This window comes from Pseudomonas sp. JUb42 (assembly GCF_024807945.1).
Classification (GTDB): Bacteria; Pseudomonadota; Gammaproteobacteria; order Pseudomonadales; family Pseudomonadaceae; genus Aquipseudomonas.
In genome coordinates, this window is record NZ_JANUFD010000018.1 from 98,669 (window position 1) to 117,328 (window position 18,660).

General features: G+C 60.5%; 18 protein-coding genes. 9 read left to right on the top strand and 9 right to left on the bottom strand.

Features of this window, described 5'->3' with window-relative positions:
• Positions 1-2: 2 nt before the first annotated feature.
• Together M2401_RS29160 and norR are read right to left on the bottom strand one after the other, a co-directional pair.
• A complete protein-coding gene (locus M2401_RS29160) occupies positions 3-227 on the bottom strand; it encodes a DUF6555 family protein (RefSeq protein WP_259109169.1) in 225 nt (74 codons plus the stop codon).
• Between the two features lie 121 nt (positions 228-348).
• Positions 349-1,902, bottom strand: coding sequence for a nitric oxide reductase transcriptional regulator NorR (gene norR / locus M2401_RS29165; RefSeq protein WP_259109171.1), 1,554 nt, complete (start codon positions 1,900-1,902; stop codon positions 349-351).
• Positions 1,903-2,152: 250 nt separating this feature from the next.
• On the opposite strand from norR, the gene M2401_RS29170 reads away from it, so the two are divergent.
• The 6 genes from M2401_RS29170 (at position 2,153) to M2401_RS29195 (ending at position 9,243) form a co-directional block, all read left to right on the top strand.
• Positions 2,153-3,604: a UbiA family prenyltransferase gene (locus tag M2401_RS29170; RefSeq protein WP_259109173.1), complete on the top strand. Its 1,452-nt coding sequence runs from the start codon at positions 2,153-2,155 to the stop codon at positions 3,602-3,604.
• Positions 3,601-4,917: an FAD-binding oxidoreductase gene (locus M2401_RS29175; RefSeq protein ID WP_259109175.1), complete on the top strand. Its 1,317-nt coding sequence runs from the start codon at positions 3,601-3,603 to the stop codon at positions 4,915-4,917. The genes M2401_RS29170 and M2401_RS29175 overlap by 4 nt, the downstream gene beginning before the upstream one ends.
• The gene (locus M2401_RS29180; RefSeq protein ID WP_259109177.1) at positions 4,914-5,654 is read left to right on the top strand and encodes an SDR family oxidoreductase; all 741 of its coding nucleotides are present in this window, start codon (positions 4,914-4,916) and stop codon (positions 5,652-5,654) included. The genes M2401_RS29175 and M2401_RS29180 overlap by 4 nt, the downstream gene beginning before the upstream one ends.
• A gap of 11 nt (positions 5,655-5,665) precedes the next feature.
• Complete coding sequence (locus tag M2401_RS29185; protein WP_259109180.1) at positions 5,666-6,631, top strand: lysylphosphatidylglycerol synthase transmembrane domain-containing protein; 966 nt, start codon at positions 5,666-5,668, stop codon at positions 6,629-6,631.
• 56 nt (positions 6,632-6,687) lie between these two features.
• The gene (locus M2401_RS29190) at positions 6,688-8,103 is read left to right on the top strand and encodes a protein O-mannosyl-transferase family (RefSeq protein WP_259109181.1); all 1,416 of its coding nucleotides are present in this window, start codon (positions 6,688-6,690) and stop codon (positions 8,101-8,103) included.
• A 207-nt stretch (positions 8,104-8,310) separates the two neighbouring features.
• Positions 8,311-9,243, top strand: coding sequence for a LysR family transcriptional regulator (locus M2401_RS29195; RefSeq protein WP_259109183.1), 933 nt, complete (start codon positions 8,311-8,313; stop codon positions 9,241-9,243).
• A gap of 3 nt (positions 9,244-9,246) precedes the next feature.
• Here the strand turns inward: M2401_RS29195 and pstB are convergent, their stop codons facing one another.
• From pstB to pstS, 4 genes are all read right to left on the bottom strand, one after another.
• Positions 9,247-10,026, bottom strand: a complete 780-nt coding sequence (pstB, locus tag M2401_RS29200) for a phosphate ABC transporter ATP-binding protein PstB (RefSeq protein WP_259109185.1) — start codon at positions 10,024-10,026, stop codon at positions 9,247-9,249.
• Positions 10,026-10,904, bottom strand: a complete 879-nt coding sequence (gene pstA / locus M2401_RS29205; RefSeq protein ID WP_259109187.1) for a phosphate ABC transporter permease PstA — start codon at positions 10,902-10,904, stop codon at positions 10,026-10,028. Before pstA ends, pstB begins: the two co-directional genes overlap by 1 nt.
• On the bottom strand, positions 10,901-11,896 hold the full coding sequence (pstC, locus tag M2401_RS29210; RefSeq protein ID WP_259109188.1) for a phosphate ABC transporter permease subunit PstC: 996 nt from the start codon (positions 11,894-11,896) through the stop codon (positions 10,901-10,903). The genes pstA and pstC overlap by 4 nt, the downstream gene beginning before the upstream one ends.
• A gap of 72 nt (positions 11,897-11,968) precedes the next feature.
• A complete protein-coding gene (pstS, locus tag M2401_RS29215; protein ID WP_259109190.1) occupies positions 11,969-12,988 on the bottom strand; it encodes a phosphate ABC transporter substrate-binding protein PstS in 1,020 nt (339 codons plus the stop codon).
• A gap of 437 nt (positions 12,989-13,425) precedes the next feature.
• Here pstS and M2401_RS29220 point away from each other — a divergent pair, with 437 nt between their 5' ends.
• On the top strand, positions 13,426-13,845 hold the full coding sequence (locus M2401_RS29220; protein ID WP_259109192.1) for a cupin domain-containing protein: 420 nt from the start codon (positions 13,426-13,428) through the stop codon (positions 13,843-13,845).
• Here M2401_RS29220 and M2401_RS29225 read toward each other — a convergent pair whose 3' ends face one another.
• Positions 13,846-15,495, bottom strand: coding sequence for a VRR-NUC domain-containing protein (locus M2401_RS29225; RefSeq protein ID WP_259109194.1), 1,650 nt, complete (start codon positions 15,493-15,495; stop codon positions 13,846-13,848).
• A gap of 152 nt (positions 15,496-15,647) precedes the next feature.
• On the opposite strand from M2401_RS29225, the gene M2401_RS29230 reads away from it, so the two are divergent.
• Positions 15,648-16,142, top strand: coding sequence for a nucleoside 2-deoxyribosyltransferase (locus tag M2401_RS29230; RefSeq protein ID WP_259109196.1), 495 nt, complete (start codon positions 15,648-15,650; stop codon positions 16,140-16,142).
• Positions 16,143-16,260: 118 nt separating this feature from the next.
• Here the strand turns inward: M2401_RS29230 and M2401_RS29235 are convergent, their stop codons facing one another.
• Complete coding sequence (locus M2401_RS29235; RefSeq protein WP_259109198.1) at positions 16,261-16,461, bottom strand: hypothetical protein; 201 nt, start codon at positions 16,459-16,461, stop codon at positions 16,261-16,263.
• Between the two features lie 93 nt (positions 16,462-16,554).
• Complete coding sequence (locus tag M2401_RS29240) at positions 16,555-17,457, bottom strand: LysR family transcriptional regulator (protein ID WP_259109200.1); 903 nt, start codon at positions 17,455-17,457, stop codon at positions 16,555-16,557.
• 104 nt (positions 17,458-17,561) lie between these two features.
• Here M2401_RS29240 and M2401_RS29245 point away from each other — a divergent pair, with 104 nt between their 5' ends.
• Positions 17,562-18,656 carry an AbrB family transcriptional regulator gene (locus M2401_RS29245; RefSeq protein WP_409034004.1) on the top strand — a complete coding sequence of 365 codons (1,095 nt, stop codon included), beginning with the start codon at positions 17,562-17,564 and terminating at the stop codon, positions 18,654-18,656.
• The last annotated feature ends 4 nt before the right edge of the window (positions 18,657-18,660 follow it).

Genomic DNA, 18,660 nt, shown 5'->3' on the forward strand with positions numbered 1-18,660 from the left:
CCTCAGGCCTGAGTCCATTCAACATTGGTTACGCCGAAATGTTCGGCATAAGGTTTAGTGACACGGGGCACTTTCTCGGTGCGGTACTTGGGTATGCGGCCCAGTCCCGCATCGATACTGGCGTGATGCCACGCCTCACTGTTATCCATATGTTGAGCACTGATATAGAACGACTTGAACGCACCGTTTAATAAGTAATCAATGCGGTAGTGTTTGCTCTGGGACATCTGCGTTGCGCCTCCGTTAGTGGCATCCTTGGAATTACAACGGACCGGCGGGCAATTAAAAAAATTCCGTCTTTTTTAAAGTCGGCAGACCAATAGCATCTGCCGACTTGAATAACCGCGCTCAGCGAATCCCCAGGCGCTTGGCCAGTCGGCTGAGATTGGCTCTATCCACGCTCAGCTCACGGGCAACTAGCGCCCATTTGCCTTGATGCCGAACCAGGGCGTCGTCGATGAGCACTTTCTGGTAGTGGTCGACAGCGCTTTTCAGGCTCTCGCCCTGATTGACCGAAACTGGCCTGTCCTGCCCAATCTGCGGCTCGCTGACAGGTTGTTCCTGCGCAAGATCCAGGGCAGCGGCTTCGATGGTGAGGATGCGCGGGCGCTCACTGTGCTCGGCCAGGGACTTGAGCACGGCGCGGCTGATCAGGTGCTCCAGCTCACGGACATTGCCGGGCCAGGAGTAGCCGACCAGCAGTTTCTGCGCCTCGGGGTTGAGCCGCAGGCTGCGCAGGCCCATGCGTGCGCGGTTTTCTTCGAGGAAGAAACCCGCCAGCAGCAGGACATCTCTGCCGCGCTCGCGCAGTGGCGGAACACGCAGGGGATAGACACTCAAACGGTGGTACAGGTCAGCGCGAAAACGCCCGGCGCGTACTTCCTCGGCCAGATCGCGGTTGGTCGCAGCGATGATGCGTACGTCGACGTGATGTTCCTGATCAGAGCCGACCCGCTGCAACTGGCCGCTTTGCAGCACCCGCAGCAGCTTGGCCTGAACCGGCAGCGGCAGTTCGCCAACTTCATCGAGAAACAGCGTACCGCCGGCAGCCAACTCGAATTTGCCGCTGCGCCCGCTGACCGCACCGGAGAACGCGCCCTTGACGTGACCGAACAGCTCACTTTCCACCAACAGCTCCGGCAAGGCCGCGCAGTTGAGGCTGATCAGCGGTTTCTGCGCCCGTGGCGACTGGCGGTGAATGGCTTCGGCCACCAGCTCCTTGCCGCAACCGGTCTCTCCGGTGATCAACACGGTCAACGGGCTGTTGCCCACCAGCTGGATCTCCTCCTGCAAACGCTTGTGCACCGGGCTCTGACCGATCAGTTCACGGGGGTTGCGACCACCGGCAGCGCGTTTATAGATTTCCGCGAGCTGGCGCTGGTCCTCGAAATTGCGCGCCAGTTGCTGGATGCGTTCGCTGGCCATCACCGTGGCCGCCGCCAGGCTGGCAAAGGCTTGCAGGTTATCCAGGTCGGCCTGACCGAAGCTGGTCGGGTCAAGTGAGTCGAGGGTGATCAGGCCCCAGAGCTTGTCCTGCACGTACAGCGGGCAGCCCAGGCAGTCGTGCACTTCAAGATGCCCGGCCAGGCCCTGGACCAGGCCGTCGTAGGGATCCGGCAGTTCGCAGTCGCTGGCAAAGCGCGTCGGCCCGAGGTTTTCCATGATGATCTTCAGGCGCGGATGCTCATCGACCTTGAAGCGCCGCCCCAGGGTATCCGGGCTGAGCCCCTCCACCGAGAGCGGCACCAGCACGCCACCTTCCAGCTTGAGCAGGGCCACAGCATCACTGGGCAGCAACTGCCGCAGCGAACTCAGCAGGCGTCGGTAGCGCTCATCGTCCGGCAACTCACGGGACAGGTCGGCCACCAGGGGCACCAGGGCGGACAGCAAGGGATGTGTCATTACGACTCCAGGGCAACGGCCATGCAAGGGGTCATTATGACCCTGATCACGGGCCGCGTGAATGGATAATCCGCCTGCAGACGACGGACTATCGACTGCATATTGTTAATCAATTGAAACAGCAACAACGTCGACATTTCTGACGCCAGCCCACTGACGAACAAGTTGCAGGGCTATTGATTTTATTGAGATGGAGAATTCGCAGTTACGTTACATAGTGCCCCTGTCCCCCCGGCCGGAGTGCTGATCAATGCCCAGAATTCAGGGAAGAGTTCTCGAAACTTACCCACCCTTAGTTGTCGATCTCGACGGCACTTTATTGCGCTCTGACTTGTTGCTGGAAACAACAATGGCATTCGTTCGAAGCCATCCCTTGCAACTTTTCAAACTGTTTGGGTGGCTGATCCACGGCAAGGCAGCACTCAAGCAAGGTCTGGCCCTGGCCACTCAGCTCGACGTTACGGTATTGCCCTACGACCCGGCCGTCATCGAGCTGATCGAGACCGAGCGAGCCGGTGGCCGCATGATCATCCTCGCCACTGCCGCCCACGACAGCCTGGCCCGGCGGATTGCCGAGCACTTGCAATTGTTCGATCTGGTCTGGGCTTCCGACGCCGAACGCAATCTGTCGGCGGACAACAAGCGCGATGTGCTGGTGGCGCATTACGGTGAGGGCGGCTTCGACTACATGGGCAATTCCCGGGATGACTTGAGCGTCTGGCAGGCATCGCGCAAGGCCATTGTGGTCAACCCCGAGGCCGGTGTGCAAAGCCGCGCTCAAGCGCAGGGCAATGTCGAGCAGGTGATCGAGTCGAACCGGGCCAGCCTAAAGGACTGGCGCAAGGCCCTGCGCCTGCACCAATGGATGAAAAACGCGCTGATTTTCGTGCCATTGCTGGCAGCGCATCAGCTCAATCAGCCGCTGCAAGTGCTCAACGGCCTGCTGGCCTTCCTGTTTTTCGGCCTGTGCGCCTCCAGCGTGTACATCCTCAACGACTTGCTGGACCTCACCGACGACCGTCATCACCAGAGCAAGCGCAATCGGCCGTTCGCCAGCGGGCGTCTGTCGATCAGATCCGGGCTGGTGCTGGTGCCGCTCTTGCTGCTCGGTGCCTTCGGCGGCGCCGCGCTGCTCCTGCCCTGGCAGTTCTGCGCCGTGCTGGGGGCCTATTACCTGCTGACGCTGGCGTATTCGCTGTCGCTGAAACGGCAGATGACCCTCGACGTGATCGTCCTCGCAGCGCTCTATACCTCACGCATCCTCGCCGGTGCCGCCGCCTTCAACCTGCCGCTGACGTTCTGGATCCTGGCCTTTTCCATGTTCATGTTCCTCAGCCTGGCGCTGGTCAAACGCTATGCGGAACTGCGCGAAGCCCGGCTCAAGGACCTCAAGGACAAGACCCGCGGCCGCGGTTACTACCCCGCCGATCTGGACATGATTGCTTCCCTCGGCGCCACTTCCGGGCATCTGGCGGTCATGGTCCTGGCGCTCTACATCCACGAAGGCACCACGGTGGCGCTATACAGCCATCCCCATGTGATCTGGCTGGCCTGCCCGCTGCTGCTGTTCTGGATCACCCGGGTGTGGATGCTGACCCATCGCGGACAAATGAATGATGACCCGGTGGTGTTCGCCATTCGCGACCGGGTCAGCCAGTTGATCGGTGCGTTGTTCGCCCTGGTGTTCTGGATCGCCGCATGAATACCGACCTGCATTCGTGGGGGCGCTACCCCCTGGCCGCGCAACAGGGCCATGCCTGCCCGTGGATCGACGACCTCAGCGGCCATGTCAGCCAGGTGATCCGCGATCACGGCAGCAGCCTGCCCTACGGCAATGGCCGCAGTTATGGCGACAGTTGCCTGGCCGCCAGCGATCAGGTGCTGCAGATGCGCAGCCTCGACCGTTTTATCCGCGCCGACTGGTTAAACGGCACAATCCGCGTCGAGGCCGGCATCACCTTGGCCGAGGTCCTCGCGGCGGCGATTCCCCAAGGCTGGTTTCTGCCAGTGACCCCCGGCACGCGCTTCGCCACCATCGGCGGCGCCATCGCCAACGACGTACATGGCAAGAACCATCACCTGCGTGGCACTTTCGGCCGCCATGTATTGCGCTTTGGCCTGCTGCGCCATGGCGAATCGGCGCGCATCTGTTCGGCGCTGGAAAATCCGCAGCTGTTCGCCGCGAGCATCGGCGGCCTGGGCCTGACCGGAGTGATCAACTGGGCCGACCTGCAACTGATGCCGATCCAGGCCAGTCAGATCGATACCCAGATGGTGCGCTTCGCCAACCTGGCGGAGTTCTTCAGCCTGTCCGCTGAACTGGATCATTTGCACGAGTACAGCGTGGCCTGGGTCGACTGTCTGGCCAAGGGCAGCGAAACCGGCCGTGGCGTATTCATCGTCGGCGATCATGCCCGCTATGGCAGCCTCGACGTCTGCCATGGGCGCTTGCTGAGCGTGCCCTTCACGCCGCCCTTCTCGCTGATCAATCGTCTGTCGCTACAGACGTTCAACACCCTGTACTGGCACGCCCACCCGGCCAAATCCAGCCAGCAGCGCAGCGCCTATGAGCCGTTCTTTTATCCGCTGGATCGGCTGCAGCACTGGAACCGCATCTATGGTCCGAGGGGATTCCAGCAGTACCAGTGTGTGATTCCCGAGGCAGCTGCTGAAGTCGCCATGGCCGAACTGCTGGGGGCCATTGCCGACTCCGGCCAGGGTTCGTTTCTGGCGGTGCTCAAGCGCTGCGGCGACATGACCTCGCCGGGCTTGCTGTCGTTTCCGCTGCCGGGCACCTCCCTGGCCCTGGACTTCCCGCAGCACGCCGATCTGACCCACAGCCTGTTTCCGCGCCTGGATGCCATCGTTCGGGCAGCGGGCGGCCGACTTTACCCGGCCAAGGATGCGCATATGAGTGGCAGCGATTTTCGCCAGGCCTATCCCGCCTGGGAGCAACTGGAAGCGCTGCGCGACCCTTCCCTGATGTCCCGCTTCTGGAAACGAGTGATCCTATGAAACGAGTCCTGATCATTGGCGCCACTTCGGCCATTGCCACCGCCTGCGCCCGCCTGTGGGCCGCCGAAGGCAGTGATTTCTTCCTGGTCGCACGCCAGGCCGACAAACTGGAAATCACCGCCGCCGACCTCAAGGGTCGCGGTGCGCAAAAGGTGGTCGGACACAGCATGGACGCCACCGATATCGCCGCCTACCCGCAGATGCTCGCCCTGTGCCTGCAAGCCCTGGGGCAGATCGATGTGGCGCTGATCGCCCATGGCACCCTGCCCGATCAGAAAGCCTGCGAGCAGGATGTCGACTTGGCCATGCAGGCGTTCGCCATCAACGGCACCTCGGTGATTGCCCTGCTGACGGTTCTGGCCAGACAGTTCGAAACCCAGCGCTGCGGCACCCTGGCGGTGATTTCTTCGGTGGCAGGTGATCGCGGGCGCCCCTCCAACTACCTGTATGGCGCGGCCAAGGCGGCGGTCACGACCTTTAGCGAAGGCTTGCAGGCGCGGCTGTTCAAGGTCGGCGTGCATGTGCTGACGATCAAGCCGGGCTTTGTCGATACACCCATGACCCGCGGCCTGAACTTGCCGGCGGCGCTGGTGGCGCAACCGGCCCAGGTCGCCGAGCGCATTGTCCATGGCATTACCCACAAGGTGCCGAGCCTGTATGCGCCGGGGTTCTGGGCCTTGATCATGCTGGTGATCCGCGCCATTCCACAGCCGCTATTCAAGAGGCTGAACCTGTGAGCGAGGCATCGGTGAACAAAAGCCTTAGCCTGTCCGGCTGGCGTTACCGCGCCGTGGTGCTTTCCGTAGTGGTCTCGGCTCTTGGCTATTTGGGATTTTCCCTGTGGGGCGGCTGGCAGGCGGTCAGCAACGCCATTGCCGAAGTCGGCCTGATCGGGATTGTGATTGCCCTGGGCATGTCATCGCTGAACTATGCCCTGCGCTTCATCCGCTGGCAGATCTACCTCAATGTGCTCGGCCACCGCCTGCCCTGGCGACCAAGCCTGAATATCTACCTGGCCGGCTTTGCCCTGACCACCACCCCCGGCAAGGCCGGCGAAGCCCTGCGTGGGGTACTGCTCAAGACCTGGGACGTGCCCTACCCCCACAGTTTTGCGGCGTTTTTCAGCGAGCGCCTGTCGGACCTGTTCGCCGTGGTACTGCTGGCGCTGTTCGGCCTGTCCCTGTACCCGGCGGCGCAAACCATGGTGGTCGCGGGCGTGGCGCTGATCGTCATGGCCTTGCTGATGCTCTCCCAACGGCGCCTGCTTGAGCGTCTGGCCCAGGCCAGTGCCCATGGGGACAGCCGTCTGCATCGGCTGTGCGGGCATCTGTTGGAGGTGTTGTTGCAGGCCCAACACTGCCATCGCCTCAAGCTGCTGCCCGGCGTGACCCTGCTCAGCGTGCTGGCCTGGGGCGCCGAGGCGGTGGCGTTTCACTGGATCCTCGGCTGGATGGGTGCCGATATCAGCCTGACCTTTGCCGTGTTCGTCTATGCCCTGGCCATGCTCGCCGGGGCCATCAGCTTCATGCCCGGCGGCCTGGGTGGTGCCGAGGCTGTGATGGTCGCGCTGCTGATGTGGAAAGGCATGGCCAGCGCCGATGCCATTGCCGCCACCGTGCTGATTCGCCTGGCGACCCTGTGGTTTGCCGTGGGCATCGGCGCGTTGATGCTGCTGCGCATCAGGCGCACCGGGCAAACGGAGGAGGCGATTTGAGATTTTATCGATTGAGCGCAGCCAGGACGGTTGCGACACGGCATAGGAGCGAAAGTATGACCCAGACCCTGCGCATGGCCCTGCTGTTGCTGGCGGCGGCCGTCGTCGCCAGCTTTGTCGCCTCCAGCGGCCCGATCCAGTGGATGGACAACGGCGCATTCCTCGCTGACGCGACTCAAGGCCATTACCTCAGCGAGAGCCTGGGGCCGCTGGAGCACCCGCTTTATCAGTTCTTCAACAGTTTGTTCTATGCCCTGTTCGGCTCCTGGCTGCTGAGCCTGCTCAATTCGATCCTGCTGCTGCCCATGGCCTGGTTGATCTACCTGCTGGCCCTGAATGTCGGCGCAGACCGTCGCCTGGCCCTGCTGGCGGCAACAGCGGCAGTGCTGTCCCATGCCGTGTTCTGGATCTCGACCAAGGCCGAGGTCTACATCTTTCACTCACTGTTCGTGTTGCTGGCGTACTGGATTCACCTGGACCGGCAGTCGCACCTGAGCAGCCTGAAAAAACTCTTTCTGATCGGCCTGGTCACGGGATTGGGGGCGTCGGTGCATCAATTGACCTTCGTGGTGTTGCTGCCGCTGTATATCCAGTTACTGGCACGCTACAAAAGCCGGGTCCTGATCACCCTGCCCGGCTTCGCCCTGGGTTTTGCCCTGGCCTGGCCGGCGATTGCTCACGACCTTGGCGATGGCCTGAACCTGATCGACATCGCCCGGCGCTATATGACCGGCACCACTGCCAAAGCCAGCACAGGTGGATGGCAAGGCAGCCTGTTTCGCTTCGACGATATGTGGCACGAGAAGAACTCGGTGTTCCTGTTGCTGTTGTCGCTGCTGGGCCCGCAACTGCTGGGCTTGATCATGTTTCCCGGCGACAGCCGCCAGCGGCTGCTGTGGAGCGCGGCGGCGCTGAACTTTGTCTTCGCGGTGTCCTACAACGTCACCGACCGCTTTACCTTCTTCCTGCCCGGCGTGCAGTTGCTGTGCATCCTCGGCATTCTGCGCCTGCACAGCCTGCTGCCGACAGACCGCCAGGGCAGCGCGCTACTGCATCTGTCGGTGCTGACTTCGCCGGTGGTGCTGCTGCTGGTGTATACGCTTTACAGTTGGGGGGCGATCCGTTTACCCAGCCATACCGAGCCGCTGCCGGTGCGCAACGATATCCACTATTTTATGGTGCCCTACCTGCCGGATCGTTCAGCAGAAAACTTTATTCGCGCCTACGCCACGACCATTCCCGAAGGCGCGCTGATCCTAGCCGACTGGACCCCCATGGGCGCCCTGCGCTCGGCCCAGGCCAGCGGCGAGCTGCGCGGGCGCAGCCTGTTGCAGTGCGACGAGGCCGGCAATATCGACCCCTACCTGCAAGGCCCCGGCGCCTGGCTGGTGCGCACCAGCTATTGCGCCATGGTCGGCGAACGCTATGCCCTGGAGCAGCGGGCGCTGGGGTATGTGTTGCATAAAAAATAGGCGCGCGATTGCCGAAACCTGCGACATTCTGTGGGACCGGCTTCAGCCGGGAAGGCGTATTCCCGGCTAAAGCCGGTCCCACTGTATGCCCACAGAGTTAGACCAAAGAACCTACACCGCGCTGGACGCCGGACCTCGGCCCTTCTTAGACTGTGTCGCTGCATGACGAAATGTTGCGAAGCATGTCAAGGTGAGGAATAGGGCTCGATGAATCGAAATGAACTGCGCAAGGCGGACATGAACCTGATGGTCGTGTTCGAGACCCTGATGCAAGAGCGCAATGTGACCCGTGCCGCTGAAAAGCTGTTCCTTGGCCAACCCACCATCAGCGCCGCGCTGAACCGTCTGCGGGCATTGCTCAACGATCCGTTGTTCATCCGCGTCGGCCACCGCATGGAGCCGACTGCCCGGGCCCACGAGATCCTGCGGCATCTGTCCCCGGCGCTGGACGCGATGTCCATGGCCCTGGGCCAGACCCGTGAATTCAATCCCGCCGATAGCAACATGACCTTCCGCATCGGCATGTCCGACGACGTCGAGTTCGGGCTGTTTCCGGCGATGCTGCGTGCGTTGCGGGTCGAGGCGCCAAAAGTGGTGATCGTGGTCAAGCACGTGGACTACTGGAATATTTCCGACCTGCTGGCGTCCGGCGAAATCACCGTCGGCGTCTGCCTGACTCGGGAGCTGCCGGCCAATGCCAAGCGCAAGACCCTGCGCCGCATGAAACCCCAGGTGGCCCGTGCCGATGGCTCGAGTGAGCCGCTGACCCTCGACGAATACTGCTCGCGCCCCCATGTGGTGGTGTCCCATGTGGCGAATATCAGCAGCTTTGCCGATGACTGGCTCAGTGCCCTGGGACGCAAGCGCGAGGTGGTGTTGTCGGTGCCGCAATACAGCACCCTGCCGGCCTTGATGGCAGGCACCAACCTGTTGGCCAATATTCCGGCGTATACCGGGCGGTCGATGATGGATTTGGGATTATTGAGGCATGAACCCCTGCCCTTCATCACGCCGGCGCTGGAACTGTCCATGGCCTGGTTGAGTGTGATGGACAACGATCCGGCGGAACGCTGGCTGCGTTCGCAGATGGAGAAGCACATGGGGGACGAATCCAGTTCGGCCCCCATGCAGCCTGAGTGAGGCTTAGCCGAAACGACCGGTGATGTAGTCTTCGGTCTGGGTTTTCGACGGCTTGGTGAAGATGGTGTCGGTGTCGCCGTGTTCGATCAGTTCGCCCATGAACATGAACGCGGTGTAATCCGAGCAGCGCGCCGCCTGTTGCATGTTGTGGGTCACGATGACCACGGTGAACTGCTCTTTGAGCTCGGTGATCAGCTGTTCGATACGACCGGTAGAGATCGGGTCGAGTGCCGAAGTCGGCTCATCCAGCAGCAACACTTGTGGACGCAGGGCGATGGTGCGGGCGATGCACAGACGCTGCTGCTGACCACCGGACAAGCTCTGGGCGCTCTGCTTGAGCTTGTCCTTGACTTCATCCCACAGCGCAGCACCCCGCAGGGCCTCTTCCACACGCTCTTCCATCTCGCGACGGGAGAGTTTTTCGTGGTGTTTCACCGCGTAAGAGATGTTGTCGTAGATCGACATCGGGAACGGCACCGGCTTCTGGAACACCATGCCGACGTGGCTGCGCAGGCGGTTCATCGAGTAGTTAGGGGCCAGGATGTTTTCGCCGTTCAGAATCACTTCGCCCTTGGCTTCCTGCTTCGGGTACATCGAGTAGATACGGTTGAACACGCGCAGCAGGGTCGACTTGCCGCAACCCGATGGGCCGATGATCGCGGTGATGCGTTTCTCGGGAATGGTCATGTCGACCGATTTCAGTGAGCGAACACCGTTGTAGAAGAAGTCCAGGCCGCGTACCTGAATCTTGGTTTTTTCGTCGGCAAGGGAAAGGTTATTCATCAGGACGCCCTATTGCGCAAAAGGAGTAAACGGGAACTCAGACTCAGAATCAGTACGAACAGCGTCAGGATCAGTGCACCGGCCCAGGCCAGGGAGTGCCAGTCATCGAACGGGCTCATGGCGTACTGGAAGATCACCACTGGAACGCTGGCGATCGGCTTGAGCATGTCGCTGCTCCAGAACTGGTTGCCGAATGCGGTAAACAACAGAGGTGCGGTTTCGCCGGTGATACGGGCCAGAGCCAGCAGCACACCGGTTACAACACCGGCCTTGGCGGCGCGCAGAACGATCTGCAGGGTCAGCTTCCACTGCGGTACGCCCAGCGCCAGCGCAGCTTCACGCATGGTGGTCGGTTGCAGTTGCAGCATTTCATCAGTGGTGCGGACCACGACCGGGATCACCAGCAGCGCCAGGGCCAGAGCACCGGCAATTGCCGAGAAGCCGACCTGGTGATTGGTGATGGCGTTGAGCGGCAGGATCACCGCGGTGTAAACGAACAGACCCAGGACAATCGACGGGGCCGACAGCAGGATGTCGTTGACGAAGCGTACGGCGTTGCCCAACTTGGTGTGGCGAGCGAACTCGGCCAGCCAGATACCCGCCATCAGACCAATCGGCGTACCGATCAACAGGCCGATACCGGACATCAGGAAGCTGCCGTAGAAGGCGTTGGCCAGACCACCGGAGGAACCCGGTGGCGGGGTCATCTCAAGGAACAGGCGGGCATTGAGCGCCGCGAAGCCATTGATGATGGTGGTCAGCAGGATCCACACCAGCCACAACAGACCAAACACCGTGGCGCCGCAACTGAGGACCATCGCGACTTTGTTCTTGATGTCCCGCTTGCGGTACAGATTTTCGTTAGCGGCCTTAGTCATAGCCCCTCCTTGCGCGATAGACGAGACAGCATCAGGCGGGCGATCGCCAGAACGATGAAGGTAACCACGAACAGCAGGAAGCCCAGGGCAATCAGCGACGAGCGATGCAGGTCGGTGTAGGCCTCACTGAACTCGTTGGCGATTACCGAAGCGATCGAGCTGCTCGGCATCATCAGCGATGCGGAGAACTGGTGGGCGTTACCGAGAACGAAGGTCACCGCCATGGTCTCACCCAGTGCCCGGCCGAGACCAAGGAACACGCCGCCGACGACTGCCGAACGGGTATAAGGCAGGACGATATCCCAGACCACTTCCCAGGTCGTACCACCCAGCGCGTAGGCCGACTCCTTGAGGGTGGTCGGTACGCTGCGGAACACTTCAGTCATGACCGAAGTAATGAACGGGGTGATCATGATCGCCAGCACGATACCGGCGGTCAGCATGCCGATACCCAGAGGCGGACCCTGGAAAATCGGACCGATCAGCGGCAAGGCGCCCAGGTAATCATTGATCCATGGGGCCAAATGTTCAGCCATGAACGGGCCGAATACGAACAGGCCCCACATGCCATAGATGATCGAAGGAATACCCGCCAGCAATTCGACGGCGGAGGCAATCGGCATCCGCAACCATGGCGGCGCCACTTCGGTCAGGAAAACTGCGATGCCGAAACTCACCGGTACGGCGATCAGCAGCGCGAGAAAGGATGTCACCAGGGTGCCGTAGATCGGGACCAACGCGCCAAAATGGCCGTTGACTGCATCCCACTCGGTACTGGTAAGAAATTCGAAGCCAAAGGTCTTGAACGCCAGGGCACCGCCCCAGAGTGTGGAACCTGCGATACTCGCCAGCAGGACCAGCACCAACAGCGCCGCGCCCAGCATCGTTCGACGAAACCAGGCGTCGTGACGATGATCGCGTGCTGCGCGTTTCTCGCTTTCGGATATAACGTCAGGGACGACAGCAGACATATATTGGGTGTTTTCAGTCATGGTGGGGTCCACTCGAAAAGAAACCCTGCCATCGAGTGGTCGATGGCAGGGGTTAAGCCGGATTACCTGAAGTTACTTCTTGAACTCGGTTTTCCAGTAGTCTTCGATCTTGCTGACCAGCGACTTAGGCAGCGCTACGTATTCCAGCGCTTCAGCCTGAGACTGGCCTTTTTCCAGGGACCATTTGAAGAAGTCGAAAGCAGCAGCGCTTTTCTCGGCGTTCTTCGGTTCTTTGTACATGATGATCCAGGTGGTGGCGGTGATTGGCCATGCAGCATCACCTGGAGCGTTGGTCATGATCAGGTTGAAGTCTTTGGCATCTTCCCACTTGGCGCTGTCAGCAGCTGCGGCGAAAGCCTTGGCGTCTGGTTTGATGAACTTGCCAGCAGCGTTCTGCAGTTGGGTGTAAGCGATTTTGTTCTGAGTTGCGTAGGAGTACTCAACGTAGCCGATCGAACCCTTGATCTGTTTTACGTAGGCAGATACACCTTCGTTACCCTTGCCGCCCACGCCCACTGGCCATTGAACAGCCGAACCAGTACCCGGACCGCCTTTCCAGTCTTCGCTGACTTTGCTCAGGAAACTGGTGAAGTTGAACGAAGTACCCGAGCCGTCCGAACGGTGAACGACGGTGATAGCGGTTTCAGGCAGTTTCACGCCCGAGTTCAGTGCGACGATCGCTGGATCGTTCCACTTGGTGATCTTGCCCTGGAAGATATCAGCCAGAACCTTGCCGCTCAGTTTCAGAGCGTTTGCGTCGATGCCTTCCAGGTTAACCACTGGAACGATACCGCCGATGACGCTTGGGAATTGACCCAGGCCAGCGGCTTTCAGATCGTCAGCCGACAGAGGAGCGTCGGAAGCGCCGAAGTCAACGGTAGCGGCCTTGATTTGAGCGATACCACCGCCCGAACCGATGGACTGGTAGTTGATGCGATTGGCGGAATCCTTGCTGTAGTCCTGGGACCACTTGGAAATAACCGGGAAAACGAAACTCGAACCAGCGCCTGTAACATCAGTCGCGTGTGCCATGCCGCTCAGGCACATCGAAGCCAGAAGCAGCGACAAACGTTTTTTAGTCAACAGAATCACGGTGATACCTCAATCCAAGAGAGTTTGTGGGTGGTCCACACTTAAGAAGGCCCGAGGCGGATTTAAAACCTGAAATGTTGCTGTTTAATGACAGTCTCTCGTTCGCGGCTGAAATCGAGGTTTTTTGTAGCCGATTTCCTACCCTAGGCTCTCTTTGGATAAATAAAATTTTCTATTTAAAACAATAAATTATGATCATCCACCGAATACATCAAAACGCCATCATCGCGTTACTGGCGCTTAGCCAGCCTCTCCCCCGCGCTCCCTTGGTTACCCGCTTTTTTGCACCGATCCAGAGGTTGGATGGCTCTAAAAGCGAATGATAAGGGGTGGTATTAAAAGGGATTGGTCTAGCAGTCTTTCCAGGTATTGGCGGTGTAACGCTCGCTGGCGCGCCTTTATTTTAGGGAGTCTTTTCACGAACCGAGTAAGCGCCCATGAACACCCGTCATTTGATTACCGTCAGCCTTGTCAGCCTGTCGCTGCTTGCCGGCTGGGGGGCAAACGCCCATGACACAGGCTCCGCGAGCGAAAAGATCACCCTTCTCGACCAGCAGCCGATGCTCAATGCTCCGGGTCTCAAGGCCATGGTGTTGACGGTGGAATATGCTCCGGGCCAAGCCTCCATCGCCCATAGCCATACCGGCAGCACCTTCGCCTACGTGCTGGAAGGCGAGGTGGTCTCCCAGGTCAATGATGGCAAGGCCATTACCTATAAGCAGGGCGAGACCTGGTACGAACCGGCGGGCTCGAAACATTACGTTTCAAAAAACGCCAGCACCAGCAAACCAGCGAAGATTTTGGTGTACATGCTGCTGGGTGATCAGGACAAAGTGCTGGAGCCCTTGGCCAAATAACTAAGACTCCAGTGCCTGCCACTGCACATAGCACACCACCACCGGCATACCGTGCTCGGCGCAGAAGTCCAGCCAGCGCAACTGGTTGTCCTGCAGGCGATCCCCCGGCCCCTTGACCTCGATCATGCGGTAACTGCGCTGTTCGGGAAAAAACTGGATCAGATCCGGCATGCCCGCGCGGTTGGCCTTGATATCCAGCAACAGGCGGCGAAACCAGTGGCGCAGATGCTCGGCGGGCAGGCAGTACAGGGCCTGCTCCAGCAGCTCGGCGCTGAGCACGCCCCAATAAACGAAGGGCGACTGCAGCCCGGCTTTGCTCACGAAGTGCTCGCGGATGGTGTCCTTGTAGGCCTCGGAGTCCAACTGTGCCAGGCAGGCGTCAAAGAGTTCGGCCCGACGTGGATAGAAATCCGGGCTGTGGAGGTCGCTGGGGCCGCTGTGAAACGGATGAAAGAACGCCCCCGGCAGCGGCGCGAACACCGCCTGCCAGCACAGCAGGCCAAACAACGAGTTGATCAGGGCATTCTCGACGTAATGTACCTGCGCGCCCTCCTCGTGCAGATGCAACTGGATCAACTGCTCGACACTCAGGTCTGCCTGAGGCACGACGCTCAGATCCAGGCGAATGACGTCCCGCACCGCTCGCCGCCGCTCAACCGGCAGACCCAACGCCCGTTGCAGCCGTGGCAATACCCGGACCAGATGCTGCAACTCAGCGTCGCTGCGCGGTTCGGCCCGCACCAGTTCCACCAAAGCCATGGCTTGGGCATGGTCGCCATTGAGCTCCAACACGCGAATGTGCCGCGAACGGGCGCCGGGATACTCGCAAGCGGCATACAGCTCCAGGGCCTGGGGCCAGTCCTTGAGCCGCTCGGCCTGCTGCCCCAGCTGGAACAGCAGCTTGGCCCGGCGCATTTGCAACCAGGGATTGTGGCTTTCAATGGCACAGGCATGCTGCGCCAGCAGGCTCAGCTCGGCGCCCTCCTCCAGAGCCTGGCGGCAGGCATGCAGGCGCATGCAGGTATCGATATCGGCCCGTTCGTTGATGCCCCGGGATTCCAGGGAGAATTCGACCTTTTCGTAGCGATACACGCCCAGGTCGGCGAGGACGAACTCCGACCAGTCCTGATACAGATTGCCGAAATACAGCAGGCGCAGGCGGTCGCTGATTGCCATGACTTGCAGACTGAACAGCGGATCGGTGCACTCGGGATACCACTGCGCCCAAGGCCGGGTCAATGGATACTGAGGCTGCAGACGAGCCAGCAGCGCCGCCTTCTTCTCGCTGGCCTTGACCCCCTGCTCACGAAAACAGACGCTCAGCTCATCCTTGCGCAACAGTCCGAACAGTTGCTCCAGACTGATCTCGGCCTGACCGTCGACCCAGCCATTGGCCAGCAAGGGCTGCACTGCCAGCAGGGTGTCGCCCAGCTCGGCGTATTCCAGTTTGCTGGCGCGGAACAATGTGCCCTTGCGCATGATCATGCGCACCAGCAAACCCTGGCTAGGTTCGGGCAGGCGGGCAAACTCTTCGATAAAGCGGCGTTCCTGCTCATCCAGCAGGTCGTCATAGCGGCGCGCGACCCAATCCAGGGCCTGTCGGAAGTTTTCCAGGTAGTACAGCGGATTTTCCAGGGGATCTGTAGTCACGAAACGGTTCACGGCGTAGGAAACGGACACGCCAAGGATACTGGCTATCCATACAGATTCCAGCCCCCCATCGTCAGGCGCGGCTTATTGGCCGATCAATGGCAGGTCGACAGCCTATAGAATCACCCCACCATCTTTGTCGAGGGATCGTCATGAGTGCGCTTATTTATCTGGCCGGCTTCGATGTATTTCGCCCGGACGCCATCGAGCATGGCCGTTATCTGAAAAGCCTGTGCGCTCGCCACGGCCTCGAAGGCCTGTATCCGTTCGACAATGAGGTGCCCACGGACCAGCCTGCTGCCGCAACTGCCGAACTGATCTGCGGGATGAATATCGCCATGCTGCGCCGCTGCACAGCCGTATTGGCCAACCTCAATATGTTTCGCGGCCTGGAGCCGGATTCAGGCACCGTCTTTGAAGTGGGCATGGCGGTGGCACTGGGCAAGCCGGTATGGGCCTACTTCGAGACAACCGATTCCTTGCGCGAACTGGTGCCCCACGACGCCAACGGTTTCGATGCCTGGGGGATGCAAGTGGAAGATTTCGGCTTGCCGCGCAACCTGATGCTGGCCTGCACCTGGGCGGGCAGCAGCGCGACGGTGGAGCAAGGGGTAGAAGCGTTGGCGAAGTATCTATCGCCTGCCTGAAAGTTGATGTGGGAGCGGATTCATCCGCGAAGGCATCGGCACCTTCAACATCATCGGAGCTGACGACCGTATTCGCGAGTAAATTCGCTCCCAACTGATTAACCAGGGGAACCCTGGGTTAACCCAACATCGACGAACCGACATCCAGTTTGTCCGAGTCACTGAACTCGTCCAGCCCGAGGATATCCAGGTCCAGTTCGCCTTCCGGATCGAAATCTTCGTCGGCGTCGGCATCGTTCAACGGCGATTGATCACCACCAAAATGGTGGTCTGCATGAGCCCAAACAGGCACGGTTTCAAGTTCAGTATGTGTCTGCATGAGGGCTGTCTCCTTATCGTCCTTCCCATAACCGGGCTTCAGCCCGTAAATGACAGGCTAACCCAGACCAGCCAGTTGCCGCTACGGTCAGCTTTAGGCCCAACTGAAAAATTGTGCGCTGCCCTCACGCAGCATCTGCACCATGCCCTGGGCCGCCGGTGACAGGTAGCCGCCCTTGCGCACGCTGACGCCGACGGTACGTTTCATGGTGGTCTGGGGCAGCTCGACTTCACGCAGGTGCTGCATGACTTTGCCGAACTCCAGGGTCTCGCGGGCGATAAAGCTCAGCAGGTGAGTCTGGGCGATCAGCCCCGGCAGCAGGGAAATCGAGTTGGCCTCGATCTGCACCCGAGGCGCTGGCAATGACTGTCGGGCAAAAGCTTCATCCAGCCATTTACGCGACGACACACCCAGCGGCGGCAGCACCCAGCGGTAATCGCATAGATCACGCATTTTATAGGGCTGCTGAAATATCGGATGCTTATGACTGGCCACCACCACCGCCTCATCTTCGAGAATGTTGAAGCTGGTGATCTGTTCGTCGCTGGCAATCACCTGGCAGATGATCATGTCCAATTGCCCGGAGTTGAGGGACTCACGCAGCAGATCGTCCTGACCGATCACCAGTTTCAGCGTGATATCCGGCGCGCGCAGGAGCAATGCCGAGGTGAGTTTGGGCAGCAGATGCTCGGCCATGGTCGCCGCACAGCCCACGCGGATATTGCCTACCGTACCGCTGGCAAAATCCCGCACCTCGCGCTGAGTCTGGGCAATGCTCTGTTGCAGCACCTTGCCCCGGGCCTGAAGCAGTTCGCCCACCGGGGTCAGCTTGATGCGGCGACCATCACGCTGGAACAGTTTGGTGCCGAAGGATTCTTCCAGCCGCTGGATGCTTTTGGTCAACGCTGGCTGGCTGCGATTGAGCTTTTCCGCCGCCCGGCCCAGATGCCCGAGTTCAGCAATGGTTTCGAAATAAGCCAGATCCCGCAGATCCATAATTGATCAACCAAAGTTATCGATTCATGACTATTAGAAAATAGACTTGATCGATTCAGCTGTCGATACTAGCGGCCATAAACGCCATCACGCTGCCGTTATCAATGGGGAGAACCTTCTTGCCACGCGCTGCCACCCTGTCGCTACCCACCCTGCACCCATCCCTGCAATGGCTGGCCCTGATCGTCCTGGCCGGTTGCGCCGGGCAACTGCTGGCTCAACTGCATATCCCCGCTGCACTGTTCCTCGGCCCCATGCTGGTGGCTATTGGCTTTGGCGTCAGCGGCGCAACCATCCGCATGCACAAACAGGCCTTTCGCCTTGGCCAGGGCACGGTGGGAGTGCTGGTGGCCCACTCTATGAGCATGGGCGTGCTGGTGACGGCGCTGGAGTCCTGGCATGTGATGCTGCTGGGCACAGTGCTGACGATCGTGCTCAGCGCCGTGGTCGGTATCGGCCTGGTGCGCTACTCAGGGATTCCCGGCAATACCGCAGCCTGGGGTACGGCGCCCGGTGCGGCCTCGGCCATGGTGGCGATGGCCGAAGACTACGGCGCTGATGGCCGCGTGGTGGCGACCATGCAATATGTACGCGTGGTCTGTGTGGTAATGGTCGGCGCAGTTGTCGCTAAGCTGATCGGCGCACCGGGTAGCGGTACGGTCGCTCACAGCGTCGACCTGTCACTGCACGGCGCGAATATGGTGAATTTCGGCCTGAGCCTGGCGGTGATCGTCGGCGGCGTAATGATCGCTGCACGCCTGCCGGCCGGTGCGCTGCTTGGCCCGCTGTTTATCGGCGGCGCACTGCAACTGAGCGGCCTGCTGCAAATCACCCTGCCGCCCTGGATGCTGGCTCTGGCGTATGGCTGCATCGGCGGCTATATCGGCCTGCGCTTCGACCGCGCCACCATCGACTACGTGTGGCGCCGCCTGCCGATGATGATCATTGGCTCACTGGTGCTGATCCTGCTCTGCGCCCTGTCGGCCTGGGTGATGGCGGCGATGATGGGCAAGGACTTCCTTTCGGTGTACCTGGCCACCAGCCCCGGCGGCCTGGATGCCATGGCAATCATCGCCATCGACACCCATTCCGACGTCGGCTTCGTGCTGGCCATGCAGACCCTGCGCCTGTTCGGCGTGATCATCAGCGGCAGTTACCTGGCGCGGCAGATCATCCGTTTCGCCCCCAAACCTGCCTGAGACC

Coding starts and splice junctions, on each gene's coding strand:
- M2401_RS29195 (WP_259109183.1), top strand. CDS start 8,311: ATGAATCGAAATGAACTGCGCAAGGCGGACATGAACCTGATGGTCGTG.
- pstA (WP_259109187.1), bottom strand. CDS start 10,904: ATGACTAAGGCCGCTAACGAAAATCTGTACCGCAAGCGGGACATCAAG.
- M2401_RS29160 (WP_259109169.1), bottom strand. CDS start 227: ATGTCCCAGAGCAAACACTACCGCATTGATTACTTATTAAACGGTGCG.
- M2401_RS29170 (WP_259109173.1), top strand. CDS start 2,153: ATGCCCAGAATTCAGGGAAGAGTTCTCGAAACTTACCCACCCTTAGTT.
- M2401_RS29190 (WP_259109181.1), top strand. CDS start 6,688: ATGACCCAGACCCTGCGCATGGCCCTGCTGTTGCTGGCGGCGGCCGTC.
- M2401_RS29230 (WP_259109196.1), top strand. CDS start 15,648: ATGAGTGCGCTTATTTATCTGGCCGGCTTCGATGTATTTCGCCCGGAC.
- M2401_RS29245 (WP_409034004.1), top strand. CDS start 17,562: ATGGGGAGAACCTTCTTGCCACGCGCTGCCACCCTGTCGCTACCCACC.
- M2401_RS29175 (WP_259109175.1), top strand. CDS start 3,601: ATGAATACCGACCTGCATTCGTGGGGGCGCTACCCCCTGGCCGCGCAA.
- M2401_RS29235 (WP_259109198.1), bottom strand. CDS start 16,461: ATGCAGACACATACTGAACTTGAAACCGTGCCTGTTTGGGCTCATGCA.
- M2401_RS29240 (WP_259109200.1), bottom strand. CDS start 17,457: ATGGATCTGCGGGATCTGGCTTATTTCGAAACCATTGCTGAACTCGGG.
- M2401_RS29220 (WP_259109192.1), top strand. CDS start 13,426: ATGAACACCCGTCATTTGATTACCGTCAGCCTTGTCAGCCTGTCGCTG.
- pstB (WP_259109185.1), bottom strand. CDS start 10,026: ATGAATAACCTTTCCCTTGCCGACGAAAAAACCAAGATTCAGGTACGC.
- M2401_RS29180 (WP_259109177.1), top strand. CDS start 4,914: ATGAAACGAGTCCTGATCATTGGCGCCACTTCGGCCATTGCCACCGCC.
- norR (WP_259109171.1), bottom strand. CDS start 1,902: ATGACACATCCCTTGCTGTCCGCCCTGGTGCCCCTGGTGGCCGACCTG.
- pstC (WP_259109188.1), bottom strand. CDS start 11,896: ATGACTGAAAACACCCAATATATGTCTGCTGTCGTCCCTGACGTTATA.